Source organism: Haliea sp., from assembly GCF_040222615.1.
Lineage (GTDB): Bacteria > Pseudomonadota > Gammaproteobacteria > Pseudomonadales > Halieaceae > Haliea.
Genome location: NZ_JAVKCQ010000132.1, coordinates 1 through 12,079, shown reverse-complemented (window position 1 = coordinate 12,079; position 12,079 = coordinate 1). Strand labels below are relative to the sequence as shown.

The following is a 12,079-nucleotide window of genomic DNA, read 5'->3' as shown; positions in this document are numbered from 1 at the left end:
CGGTACTTCCGGTCCCAGATGTCCAGGGAGGCGTCCTGCAGGCCAATATCGACTACCGTGTGCAAAGCCTTGACGACTTCCCCCATGACTATTGCTCCTGTGACCTGCAAACCCGGGGTAGTGTGCGCGAAGGTCACGGTGTCAGGCAAGCCAAAACGATATAGGCGGGTAAATTTGCCGAACAGCCACCAGATATAGTGCCCGCGGGCCGCGGTGGTGCCACCCCGGTGCCCGTGCGGCGAGTAACGCCGGCTGCCTTCGTTGCCCTGCGCCAGATCAAGAAAGTCCGCGGTCCCGGAGCGCCCGGTGGTTTCAGGGGTATCTGGTTTACCCGGGCAGGCCGCTGTGCGATTTCGGGCCTCGGGCAGTGGCGCGGGGTTCAGGAAGGCGCGTTTCTGCCGCACTATTGACCAGCCGCACAGACTATATGAGACAGGAGCGCAAGTGGGCCTCAGAGGGCAGGCAGCCATCGTCGGCTGCGCACAGTACAAGCCGGAGAAGTACGCGACCGCGCCGCGCATGTTCCACCTTGAGCAGATTGCCGAGCTCGCCGGGCAGGCACTCGCCGATGCGGGCCTGGGGTTGCACGACCTGGATGGCCTCGCCGTCAACGGCGCGCACTTTCACGAGGCCTCGGCGTTCGTACCCGCCGTGGTCGCGGAATACCTCGGAATCCGGGTCAGCTTTGCCGAGGTGGTCGATCTCGGGGGCACCAGCGCGGTGGCCATGGCCTGGCGCGCCGCCGCCGCGATCGAACTGGGGCTGTGCCGTGCGGTGCTCTGCGTCATCCCGGCGCGACTGCCCCCCCCGGACCCGGATGCGGACCCTGCCGCCGGGGCCACGGGCTACGGTGCCCACAGCGACCGCTACGGGGCACCGGAAGCGGAGTTCGATATTCCTTACGGGCACCTCGGGCAGAACACCGGCTATGCCATGATCGCGCAGCAGTATGCCCATCGCTATGGCTATGACCCCGCCGCCATGGCGAAGATCGTCGTCGATCAGCGCAGCAACGCACTGGCCAATCCCGAGGCACTGTTTCACGGCCAGCCACTCACCGTTGAGGATGTGCTGGCCAGCAGAATGGTGGCCGATCCTCTGCACCTGCTGGAAATCGTCATGCCGGTGGCAGGGGGCGCGGCCTTCATCGTCGCCAGCGGTGACCTGGCCCGCAACTGTCGCCAGCGCCCGGTGATGGTTCGCGGCTGCGGCGAGCAACTGGATTTCAAGTCCCCGAGCTACGCCCGCGACATGACCGTAACCCCGATCGCGGCAGCGGCCCGGCGGGCGTTCGCCATGTCCGGCCTTAAGCCCGCTGACATGCATATGGCGCAGATCTATGACTGCTACACCATCACCGTATTGCTGAGCCTGGAGGATGCGGGTTTTTGCGCCAAGGGGGAGGGCATGGCCTTCCTGCGCGAGCACGACCTGACCTGGCGGGGCGACTTTCCCCTCAACACCCACGGCGGGCAGCTGTCGTTTGGACAGTCTGGCGCTGCCGGGGGCATGTCACAGCTGCTCGAGGCCGTCACCCAGATTCGCGGGGGCGCCGGCGCACGACAACTGCGGCACCACGACAATGCCTTCGTCTCCGGCACCGGAGGGGTCATGAGTGAGCAGGGCGCCCTGGTCCTGGCAGGAGCCTGACCATGCACACCCCCGTGCCCCGCCCGACCAGTATCAGCCAGCCGTTCTGGGACGGTCTGCGGCACCGGCGTATCGTCGTCCCCCGCTGTGACCACTGCGATGGCTGGATTTTCTACCCGCGGCGGCACTGCCCGCACTGTTGCTCCACGGCACTGACATGGCGGCAGGTTTCCGGGCGCGCTACCCTCTGCAGCTTCACTATCGCGCGTATCCCCACGCTGCCGGTGTTTGCCCAACCAGCGCCGCAGAACCTTGCGATCGTGACCCTGGCCGAGGGCTTCAACATGAACAGCGCCCTGGTCGGGGTGGAGCCGGATGCCATGCGCATCGGCATGGCGCTACAACCGGTATTCGACCTGCTCGATGATTCCGGTGCGGCCCGCCTGCTGTTTACCGCGGTGGACACCTGATACGCCACAGACTCACGGCACCAGGCTCGCCGCCGCCTGCCACAGCAGGCGCAGGGCCAGCAGTGTCAGCAATACATTCAGGGTAAAGGCGAAACGATGATCACTGATGCGCCGCAACAGGTGGATGCCGATCCAGGTTCCCGCCAGTCCCGCCGCTATCATCGCAGCAATAAAGGCCAGCCAGTCCTGGAACACAAAGCCTGCGAAGCCGAATACCAGCGCCTTCGGCGCATGCTGCAGGGTCATGGCCGCAGCGAAGGTCGCCACGGTGGCAAAGCGGTCGCTGTGAATCTGTTTGACGAAAGCCGCCACCAGGGGGCCGGTGGCACCCACAAACATGCTCGCAAAGCTGGTCAGCGCCGCGGCGGCGAAGGTTCCCGGTATCCCCACGGCAACGGTCGGCAAGCGCGGACCCCAACACAGGTAGAGGACAAAAACCGCAATGCTGGACTGCCAGAGCCAGACCGGAAGCTCCACCAGCAGCCAGGCCGCGAGCAGCGCCCCGGCGACGACACCCGGCGCAAAGGCGGCTATCAGGCGCCAGTCAATGCTGCGCCAGGTGAGCAGGGCCCTGCCACTGTTGGAACCGAGCTGGATCATGCCGTGGACGGGTATCAGGGCCGCCGGTGGTAGCCAGAGCGCCATCAGCAGCAGCAACAACAGGCCGCCGCCGGCTCCGAGGCTGGCGGTGATCATCGACGTGGCTACCGAGCTCAGGACCAGCAGCAGGGCCGCAGCGGGCTCGAGGGCGGGGGGCAGCAGTGCATCCAGCAGACCCATGCCTCAGGCGCCCGGGGCCAGTCGCCGGGCTGGCTGTGGGTCTGTCCAAAAACATGCTAGCATCCGCACATGATACTGCGTCTGCTGCTAACGATGTTACTGATTCTGCCTGCCGGCCTGTCGGCGGGGCAGCATCAGCGCTGTGGGGCTGCGCCCACGGCGACTGGCATCGACAACAGTTCCCCGGCGCACCACGAGGCCGGGGCAGGGCAGCACGAAGGCCATGCCAACCACGGCGATGCAGCCGCTCAACCGGCCACAGAATGCGGTAGCTGCGACCTCGGCTGCAAGCTCAGCTGCGCCGCGATAGCGCTGCCACTCTCGGTATTCCAGGCCACAACAGCGCCCCTTGCCGCCGCGGTCCACGACCCGGTCGTGGCGGGGCTGCTCCAGCCACACCCCTTCCCCTTGCTCAGACCTCCAGCCGCCGCTCCAGCCTGATTTCGCGAGCGTCCCTGCTGCATGTGCAGGGATTCCTCCATATAGCTGGAGAACTTACCGATGAAATACTCAGACTGCGCCCGCCGTACCGGGCTGGCGCTGGTGCTGGCGGTGCTGACAGCATGCGCCAGTCAGCCACCAGATCACGGCGTGGAACAGGCACAGGCGGCTCTGTTGGCACGCGGCCTGGATACCCGTGTCACGCAGGACAAGTTCCGGGGCACCCTGTCACGGCAACGGGCTGTTCAGGCAGCGATCCTTAACCACCCCTCTGTCCGGGCTGAATATGCCCGACTCAATATCGCAGCCGCCGATGTCGTGCGCGCCAGTGAACTGCTCAACCCGAGCCTGTCGCTGAGCTGGCTGGATGTCAGTGGTGGCAGCAACGAACTGACCGTGGGGCTGGCCCAGAGCCTGGCCGCCGTGATGCTGCGCCCGGCACGTCGGCGAATCGCCGCCGCCGACTACGAACTCGCGATTCTCAGCCTCGCGGATACCCTGCAGGAACTCGCCCTCGACACCGAGTCGGCCTGGTTTGCGCTGGTAGCGGCGGAGCAGGAGCTGCAGGTACAGACCCGTGCTTCCGACACCGCCCTCTGGGCGGACCAGTTGGGCACACGCTTTGCCTCTGCCGGCAATATCACGCCGCTGGAACGCGCTGAGCTGGCAAAGGGTGCCGCCGAGGCGCGCCTTGCGCTGCTCGAAGCCGAGCGACAGCGGGACCGGGCCAGGATCCTGCTCGACCAGCAGCTGGCACTGCCCCACGAAGACTGGTCGGTGCCGGGGTCCCTGCCACTTCCGGCCACCGAGCAGCCCGACCCGGAGACGCTGATAGCCCGCGTACTCGCCACCCATCCGGCGCTGCAGGCCCTGGCCTGGGAGCGCAAGCGCCTGTTGAGCGTCGGCGACGAGGCGAAGACCGAAAGCTGGCTGGACGATGCCGAAATCGGTGTTGAACACGAGCGCGCGGGCGATGAGCGGGGCACCGGGCCAGAGCTCGCCTTCCGCCTGCCGCTCTGGCACCGCAATGCCGGTACCCGGCTGGCGCTGGCCGCCGAGCTGGAGCTGCTCGCTGCGCGCGAGGCGGAGCTGCGCGACCAGCTGCCGCGGCAGCTGCGCATGCAACTGGCCGAACTGGCCCGCTTGCGCACGGCCGTGCAGATCCGGGAGCAGGATCTATTGCCGGCGCTGGCCGATGAGGTCGGGGCCCGTCAGGAACGGGTCAATTTCATGCTCGACGGGATATTCAATCTGCTCGCCAGCAAGCAATCGGAACTCAACGCATGGCGCGATCACATCGCCACGCTGGCGGAGTACTGGCAGCAGGAAGTTGAGCTTGCCGGCACGGTCGGGCGCGCAGCGACACCCGCAGGCGATGGCCTGCTGGATGTGTCGATAATCGCGCCCCGAAAGCGCAGCACGCCGGATCCGGAACCGCAACCACAGCACCATCACCAGCATGGGGGACACCACTGATGAAACGCAGAGACTTCCTGCTGGCCAGCGGCAGCGTATTGCCAGCACTGGCCATCACCCGGGCAATGGCGGAGAGCGGCCATGTCCAGCACAACGAGGGCGAACCCACCCCGGTCCAGCGAGACCCGCAGGGCTACACCCCCGTGCACACCCCCAACGGCTGGACACTGCCCTGGCGCATGGTCGACGGGGTAAAAGAGTTTCACCTGGTGGCAGAAGAAATCGAGCATGAATTCGCCCCGGGATCGAAAGCGAAATGCTGGGGTTACAACGGCACCAGCCCCGGACCGACCCTCGAGGCCGTGGAAGGGGACAAGGTCAGGATCCTGGTCACCAACCGGCTCCCGGAACACACCAGCATCCACTGGCACGGCCTTATCCTGCCCTCCGGCATGGACGGCGTTTCCGGCCTCACCCAACCGGCCATCCAACCAGGTGAAACCTTTGCCTATGAGTTCACCCTGCAGCAGCACGGTACGCACATGTATCATCCACACGCCGATGAGATGGTGCAGCTGGCCATGGGCATGATGGGCATGTTCATCATCCACCCCAAAGCGGGGGAACCGGAACCCGTCGATCGCGACTACGCCATACTCCTCCACAACTGGGCAATGCATCCCGGCACATCCCGCCCCGATCCCGCGGTCATGCAGGAATTCGACCTGTGGACCATGAACTCCAAAGTATTCCCCGCGATCGACACGCTGGTGGCCGGCAGCGGCGAGCGGGTTCGTATCCGAGTCGGCAATCTCTCCATGTGGAACCACCCCATCCACCTGCACGGCGTGCAGTTCCAGGTAACCGGCAGCGACGGTGGCCGCTGGCCGCGTGAGCAGTGGCGCAACGAAGTCACGGAGATTATCGGTGTCGGGCAGATCCGCGATATCGAGTTCGTGGGCGTCCCTGGCGACTGGGCTTTCCACTGCCATATGTCCCATCACACCATGAACCCGATGGGGCACGACCTTCCCAATACCCTGGGCGTGGATCAGTCGGGTATCGAGGATGAGATACGCACGCTCCTGCCGGGCTATATGGCCATGGGGGAGCACGGCATGGGTGAGCACCAGGATCACACTGACTCCGGCCACATGACCGGTCCACCGAATACCCTGCCGATGATGATGGGCAAGGGCCCCTTCGGCAACATCGAAATGGGCGGTATGTTCACCGTGGTCAAGGTCCGGGATGGGCTGGCAGCAGGAGATTTCCGCGACCCCGGTTGGTACCGGCACCCTGCCGGTACCGTCGCCCAGCGTATCAGTGATAATCCGGACTACGGCCAGCCAGCCCGACGCGGTAGACTGGCGGACCCGCTGAACAAGGACTTGCCGGTGCCCAAACGACAGGGGCACCAGCACTGACACAGGAACCGATGGAGACAGCAGACTACACCCAGATGCTAGGCCCGTTTGCCAGCCTGGCCATGGCGCTGGGAATCGGGCTGCTGGTCGGCAGTGAGCGGGGCTGGCACCACCGGCGCCACGCGGAAGGGGCCCGGGTTGCGGGTATCCGTACCTTCTCCCTGCTGGCGCTGCTGGGCGGGGTCGCGGCCGTCGCCGGCAGGGCCCTGTTGCCGGAGCAAGCGGCGCTGGTCTGTGCACTGGTATTCGTCCCGGTCGGTTTGCTGTTGACCGCCGGCTATGTGCAGGAATCCCGTCGCGATGACGATGTGAGCATTACCACGGCCGTCGCCGCCATGGCGACCTACTGGCTCGGGGTGATGCCGGCGTTCGACCTGGCATTGCCGGCGGCGGCCAGTGCTGTGCTGCTGGCGCTGCTGTTGCACCTGAAGGACACCCTGCACCGCTGGCTAAGGGTGCTTGATCGCCAGGAACTTACCGGGACACTGCAGTTTCTGGTGGTGTCAGTGGTGATGCTGCCACTGCTACCGGACCGGGGTTTCGGGCCCTGGAGCGCGCTCAATCCCTGGCAACTGTGGTGGATGGTGGTACTGGTCTCGGGTCTGTCCCTGGCGGGCTACTTCACCATGCGCCTGACCGATCCCAAGCACGGCATCCTGCTGACCTCCTTTGCGGGAGGCTTTGCCTCCTCTACTGCTGTGGCTTTCAGTCTGTCGCGCCTGTCCCGCCACGTCAGCCAGACACGGACCCTCAGTGCGGGCATCCTAGTCGCCTGCAGCACCATGTTTGCGCGGGTGCTGGTGGTTGTTTTTGTGCTCAAGCCGGCACTGCTGCTGCCGGCACTGCTGCCGCTCGGTGGTGGCATGCTGGCGCTGCTGGGGGCTGCCCTGTGGTTGTTGCGCCACCGCGAGCGGGGCGAGACAAAGCCGCCCACCGTGCGCAATCCGTTTCAGCTGTTGCCGGCTCTGCAGTTCGGCGCTCTCCTTGCCGTGGTCATGCTGGCGGTCGAAGCTCTGCTGGATTGGTACGGCGAAAAAGGGCTCTACCTGTTGTCGACAGTCACAGGGCTCGCCGATGTCGACCCCATTGTACTGTCGCTGGCACCGAGAGCAGGCGACCCGCTATCGACCGAACTGGTATTGCTGTGCATCTGCCTGGCAACGGCCAGCAACACATTGGCGAAGGGGGTTTACTGTCGAGTGCTGGGTGGCGCCGAGCTCGGCAATACCGTTCTGTTGCCCGCTGCTGCCGGTGCAGCCCTGGTCATGGGCCTGGGGGTCGCGGTCACAGCCCTGGGCTGAACAGCGCTCCGCGCTGGCCGAGCACGATTTCACCACCTGACAGGACGCGGCAGCAGACGCCGCCGCGCCAATCCGGATGCAGCGCCGCGCGCAATCCCGGGCGCGCCCGGTCCATGCGCTCACAGGGGTCGGTTTCGCGGGTCACTTGCAGCACCAGTCCACCGAAGCGCAGAGTGCTGCCCACATGGGCCGCGGTGAATTCCAGCCCACTAATAAACAAGTTGGCCCGGCGGGTCATCCAGGGCAGTTCCTCCCCCAACTCGGCACAGGCCCTGTTCCAGCTTTCCCGGCTGAGTACTGTGACCTGGCGTTTACCCGGCTTGCCGCGGAAATCCCCCTCTACACCCCGCTCCGGGGTGACAAGTACCCGGTCGAGGGCCTCCATCGGTGCCTTCGGGCGGGCACGGATGGCAATACCACAAAGCTCTATCATCCAGCCCGCCTCCCTACATGCATTCACCAGCGCAGGACAACCATCGAGCCAGCTTCAATACAGCCCGACCAGCTGCCCCGGAGCCACCACGCACTCAGACGTCCAGGTTCGCAACCGACAGTGCGTTCTCTTCGATGAACTCGCGCCGGGGCTCTACCTGGTCTCCCATCAGGGTGGTGAAAATCAGGTCCGCCGCCATGGCGTCCTCCACCGTAACCTGCAGCATCCGCCTCGCGTCCGGGTCCATGGTGGTTTCCCACAACTGCTCCGGATTCATTTCCCCAAGGCCCTTGTACCGCTGGATGTTGTAACCCTTGCGAGCTTCGGCCATCAGCCAGGTCAGGCCCTCCTCGAAGCTGCGAGTGGGCAGGGTCTTGTCGCCACGCTGGAAATAGCCGTCTTCGTCGATCAGGGTATTGAGCGTCTCGCCCAGCGCCACCATGCTGCGGTACTCCCCCGAGGAGAAGAACTCGTGCCGGTACTCGGTTTCGGTCTCCACACCGTGGGCGAGGAGCTTGACCACGGGGAAGTGGCTCTGCCGCTCATGGTCCCTGCGTACGGTCACTGTATACAGTGCTCCCTTGGGTGCAATGGTAAGTAAGCGCTCACTAAGCTGCTCTGCAAAGGCAATAACAGTGGCTTCGTCCTGCATCTGCTCGGGCATGAGCGTGGCGCCGTACACCAGCTGCCACAGTACCGGAGGCGCATACAGGCGACCCAGGCGCTCGATGGTGGCCGCGACCTTGCGGAATCGTGCCACCAAATCCTCGAGGCCCGCGCCGGTAATCGGCGGCGCCTCCGGGTTCACAACAATAGCGGCGCCTTCCAGCGCTCCCTGGGTCAGATACCGGTTCAGCGCATCGTCGTCCTTGAGGTACTGGCTCTGCTTGCCGCGGGAAATCTTGTACAGGGGAGGCTGCGCGATGAAGATATGGCCGCGGTCAATAAGCTCCCGCATCTGACGGAAAAAGAAGGTCAGGAGCAGGGTACGAATATGGGAGCCATCGACGTCAGCGTCAGTCATGATAATGATGCTGTGATAGCGCAGCTTGTCGGCGTTGAACTCATCCTTGCCGATACCGCAGCCCAGGGCGGTGACGATGGTTCCGACTTCTGCCGAGCCCAGCATCTTGTCGAAGCGGGCCTTTTCGACGTTGAGGATCTTGCCCTTGAGGGGCAGGATCGCCTGGAACTTGCGATTGCGTCCCTGCTTCGCCGAACCTCCCGCAGAATCGCCCTCCACCAGGTAAAGCTCCGACAGTGCAGGGTCCTTTTCCTGGCAATCGGCCAGCTTGCCTGGCAGCCCTGCAATATCCAGAGCGCCTTTGCGCCGGGTCATTTCCCTGGCTTTGCGGGCCGCTTCACGGGCGCGGGCGGCGTCCAGCATCTTGCCGACAATGGACTTGGCCTCGCCAGGGTTTTCCAGCAGATAGTCGTTGAAGCGGGTATTCATGGCCTGCTCCACAGCGGTTTTCACCTCGGAGGAGACCAGTTTATCCTTGGTCTGGGAGGAAAACTTGGGGTCCGGAACTTTCACCGAGATGATCCCCGTCAGACCTTCCCTGGCATCGTCACCGGTCGTGGAGACTTTGGCTTTTTTCGCCAGTCCCTCCCGTTCAATATAGCTGTTCAGGCTGCGGGTCAGGGCGGCGCGGAACCCGGCAAGGTGGGTACCTCCATCCCGCTGGGGAATGTTGTTGGTGTAGCAGTAGATGTTTTCGGAGAATGAATCGTTCCACTGCAGTGCGATTTCCACGCCAATGCCGTCATCGGTATCCAGCTGGAAGTGAAACGGCTTGTTGACCGGACTTTTGTTGTGATTAAGGTAATCCACGAAAGCCCGCAGGCCGCCGTCGTACTGGTAGTTCTCCTCGCGCCCGGAGCGCTCATCCTTCAGGCGAATATTGACGCCGGAATTCAGGAAGGCCAGTTCCCGCAGGCGCTTGCCGAGCTGGTCGAAATGAAATTCGATGTTGGTGAAGGTCTGCGGTGACGGCTTGAATCGAACCGCCGTCCCTGTACCCTGGGTCTCCCCAATAACAGCCAGGGGCGCCTGCGGCACGCCGTGGCGATAGATCTGCTCATAGCGCTTGCCCTCACGGCGAATGGTGAGCACCAATTCTTCCGAGAGCGCATTCACCACCGAGACGCCAACGCCGTGCAGGCCACCGGATACCTTGTAGGTGTTGTCGTCAAACTTGCCGCCCGCGTGCAGCACAGTCATGATCACTTCGGCAGCCGACACACCTTCCTCGTGCATTTCAGTCGGTATGCCGCGCCCATCATCACTGACCGTGACCGACTCATCGGGATGAATGACGATGTCGATGCGAGTGCAGTGGCCGGCCAGCGCCTCATCGATTGAGTTGTCGACAAGCTCGAAAACCATGTGGTGCAAGCCAGTGCCGTCATCGGTGTCACCGATGTACATACCCGGCCGCTTGCGGACCGCATCCAGGCCCTTGAGAACCTTGATACTGGAGGAATCGTAACTTTGCTCATTATCGCTCATCAAACAACTCTCATTTTTCAGCTTGCAGGTCGTAAAAACCCTTCGGTTGCGACTTATAGTCGGGTGCGCATGGAACCCGTAGATCGTTTCGCCTGGCCGCGGGGTCAGCCGGGGAGAGCGGCGGGCTCACCACCGAGCGCCTCAGAAAGACTCCCCTGTTCCACGTGGAACAGGGCAGGTTTCGTCCCGGGTGGCCACATTGCCTCCAGATCTGTCTTCGCCACGCAGGTGATGAACACCTGTGACTCCAGTTCCGCCAGCGCTTCACACACCAGCGCACAGTGCCTTTGATCCAGCTCAGCCGGAAGATCGTCTACAAGGTATACGCAGGAACCCTGGCGTGGACCCGCAATCAAGCGCCCCTGGGCCAGCTTCAGTCCGCACACCACCAGCTTCTGCTGCCCTCTGGACAGCGTTTCAGCGGCAGAATACCCACTGGAGGTAACCTTTAAATCTGCACGCTGGGGGCCGATATGGGTATAACCCTGCTCCACATCGGCCGGCAGCCCTGCCTCCAGCGCTTCCCTATAGCTCAGTGACTTCTCCCAACCTTTACGATACCTGAGTTCCAGCTCCTGTAGTGAAGGCGCCAACCGGCTCATGATTGCCCTGAAGCTCGGCGCCAACATCTCAAAGTACTGCAATCGGAACTCATGAATCCGGTCACCGCTGTCCGCGAGTTCTCGCGTCCATACCGTCAACTCGGAATGGTCAAGTTTACCATGCCGGAGCAGCTTGTTGCGTTGTTTCAGGCACCGCTGGAAACGCTGCCACTCGGCGAAAAAGCGATGTTCCACGTGGAACACGCCCCAGTTGAGAAACTGACGGCGGGCAGCCGGCGAGCCTGTGAGTAACTCAAAGCTCGCTGCATTCAGGACCTGCAGGGGCAGCTGTTCAACAAGCTCGGCTACCGACCGAACCACCTGTCCACCCAGCTTGATTTGTACCTCACCCGCCATTGAGCGCCGGACCGCCACCGGGATACGACTTCGGGTTCCACCTTCGGCAGCCACGCCGTATACCGTGCAATCCTGCCTGCCGTGGGTAACAAGTGTCCGGGTGGCGCCGGGGCGAAAGCTCTTTGCCATCCCCAGCATGTGCACAGCCTCGAGAATACTGGTCTTGCCGCTGCCGTTGGCGCCAAAAAAGATATTGATCCTCGCCAGACCCTGCAGCGTTACCTGCTCCAGGTTCCGGACGTTATGAATCTGGAGCTGGGTTAACAAAACACCCCGTCAGAGTCGCATGGGCATGACGACATAGAGTGAGTCGCCGTCATCCGACTCTTCCAGCAGAGCGCTGCTATTGGGGTCGGACATGGACAGCTTGACCTTCTCCCCACTGAGCACCCCAAGCACATCCAGCAGATAACTGACATTGAAGCCAATTTCCACGGAATCGCCCTGGTATTCGACAGATACCTGCTCCTCTGCCTGTTCCTGCTCAGGGTTGTTGGCGACTATCTCAATGACGTCGTGTCCCAGCTTGAGGCGCACGCCGCGGTATTTCTCATTGGACAAAATGGCGGTTCGCGTGAACGCCTGGCGCAAATCCAGCCTTGAGCCAATGATAATCTTGTCCGCCGCCCGCGGCAGAACCCGTTCGTAATCAGGGAACTTGCCGTCTACGAGCTTGGAGGTAAAAGTGAATTCCGCAGTGGTCGCCCGCAGGTGGTTGGTACCCAGGACCACCGAGATATCCTGATCTTC

12 protein-coding genes are annotated in these 12,079 nt (G+C 63.3%); 5 read left to right on the top strand and 7 right to left on the bottom strand.

The features are described 5' to 3' along the window. Positions 1-404 (bottom strand): hypothetical protein (locus RJQ10_RS10730; protein ID WP_350146421.1); only part of this gene is annotated, 404 nt, incomplete at its 3' end. Positions 405-444: 40 nt separating this feature from the next. On the opposite strand from RJQ10_RS10730, the gene RJQ10_RS10725 reads away from it, so the two are divergent. Together RJQ10_RS10725 and RJQ10_RS10720 are read left to right on the top strand one after the other, a co-directional pair. Then, a complete protein-coding gene (locus RJQ10_RS10725; RefSeq protein WP_350146419.1) occupies positions 445-1,650 on the top strand; it encodes a thiolase family protein in 1,206 nt (401 codons plus the stop codon). A 2-nt stretch (positions 1,651-1,652) separates the two neighbouring features. Further along, a complete protein-coding gene (locus tag RJQ10_RS10720; protein ID WP_350146417.1) occupies positions 1,653-2,060 on the top strand; it encodes a Zn-ribbon domain-containing OB-fold protein in 408 nt (135 codons plus the stop codon). Positions 2,061-2,072: 12 nt separating this feature from the next. Here RJQ10_RS10720 and RJQ10_RS10715 read toward each other — a convergent pair whose 3' ends face one another. Continuing rightward, entirely contained in the window at positions 2,073-2,840 is a 768-nt protein-coding gene (locus RJQ10_RS10715; protein ID WP_350146415.1) for a TSUP family transporter, read from the bottom strand. A gap of 96 nt (positions 2,841-2,936) precedes the next feature. Next, on the bottom strand, positions 2,937-3,239 hold the full coding sequence (locus RJQ10_RS10710; RefSeq protein ID WP_350146413.1) for a hypothetical protein: 303 nt from the start codon (positions 3,237-3,239) through the stop codon (positions 2,937-2,939). 102 nt (positions 3,240-3,341) lie between these two features. Here RJQ10_RS10710 and RJQ10_RS10705 point away from each other — a divergent pair, with 102 nt between their 5' ends. From RJQ10_RS10705 to RJQ10_RS10695, 3 genes are read left to right on the top strand one after another with little or no spacing between them, the layout of a single operon-like run. Next, positions 3,342-4,757 (top strand): TolC family protein, encoded by a 1,416-nt coding sequence (locus tag RJQ10_RS10705; protein ID WP_350146411.1) that lies wholly within the window; start codon positions 3,342-3,344, stop codon positions 4,755-4,757. Then, a complete protein-coding gene (locus tag RJQ10_RS10700) occupies positions 4,757-6,124 on the top strand; it encodes a multicopper oxidase family protein (protein WP_350146409.1) in 1,368 nt (455 codons plus the stop codon). Before RJQ10_RS10705 ends, RJQ10_RS10700 begins: the two co-directional genes overlap by 1 nt. An 11-nt stretch (positions 6,125-6,135) precedes the next feature. Then, a complete protein-coding gene (locus RJQ10_RS10695) occupies positions 6,136-7,425 on the top strand; it encodes an MgtC/SapB family protein (protein WP_350146407.1) in 1,290 nt (429 codons plus the stop codon). Here the strand turns inward: RJQ10_RS10695 and RJQ10_RS10690 are convergent. The 4 genes from RJQ10_RS10690 to RJQ10_RS10675 form a co-directional block, all read right to left on the bottom strand. Then, complete coding sequence (locus RJQ10_RS10690) at positions 7,409-7,858, bottom strand: MOSC domain-containing protein (protein ID WP_350146405.1); 450 nt, start codon at positions 7,856-7,858, stop codon at positions 7,409-7,411. The genes RJQ10_RS10695 and RJQ10_RS10690 overlap by 17 nt on opposite strands. Before the next feature lie 94 nt (positions 7,859-7,952). Next, positions 7,953-10,370, bottom strand: coding sequence for a DNA topoisomerase (ATP-hydrolyzing) subunit B (gyrB, locus tag RJQ10_RS10685; RefSeq protein ID WP_350146403.1), 2,418 nt, complete (start codon positions 10,368-10,370; stop codon positions 7,953-7,955). 104 nt (positions 10,371-10,474) lie between these two features. After that, the gene (recF, locus tag RJQ10_RS10680; protein WP_350146401.1) at positions 10,475-11,596 is read right to left on the bottom strand and encodes a DNA replication/repair protein RecF; all 1,122 of its coding nucleotides are present in this window, start codon (positions 11,594-11,596) and stop codon (positions 10,475-10,477) included. 9 nt (positions 11,597-11,605) lie between these two features. Then, the coding region (locus tag RJQ10_RS10675; RefSeq protein ID WP_350146399.1) for a DNA polymerase III subunit beta at positions 11,606-12,079 on the bottom strand (474 nt) is incomplete at its 5' end.

Coding starts and splice junctions, on each gene's coding strand:
- RJQ10_RS10720 (WP_350146417.1), top strand. CDS start 1,653: ATGCACACCCCCGTGCCCCGCCCGACCAGTATCAGCCAGCCGTTCTGG.
- RJQ10_RS10715 (WP_350146415.1), bottom strand. CDS start 2,840: ATGGGTCTGCTGGATGCACTGCTGCCCCCCGCCCTCGAGCCCGCTGCG.
- RJQ10_RS10705 (WP_350146411.1), top strand. CDS start 3,342: ATGAAATACTCAGACTGCGCCCGCCGTACCGGGCTGGCGCTGGTGCTG.
- RJQ10_RS10700 (WP_350146409.1), top strand. CDS start 4,757: ATGAAACGCAGAGACTTCCTGCTGGCCAGCGGCAGCGTATTGCCAGCA.
- RJQ10_RS10695 (WP_350146407.1), top strand. CDS start 6,136: ATGGAGACAGCAGACTACACCCAGATGCTAGGCCCGTTTGCCAGCCTG.
- RJQ10_RS10690 (WP_350146405.1), bottom strand. CDS start 7,858: ATGATAGAGCTTTGTGGTATTGCCATCCGTGCCCGCCCGAAGGCACCG.
- gyrB (WP_350146403.1), bottom strand. CDS start 10,370: ATGAGCGATAATGAGCAAAGTTACGATTCCTCCAGTATCAAGGTTCTC.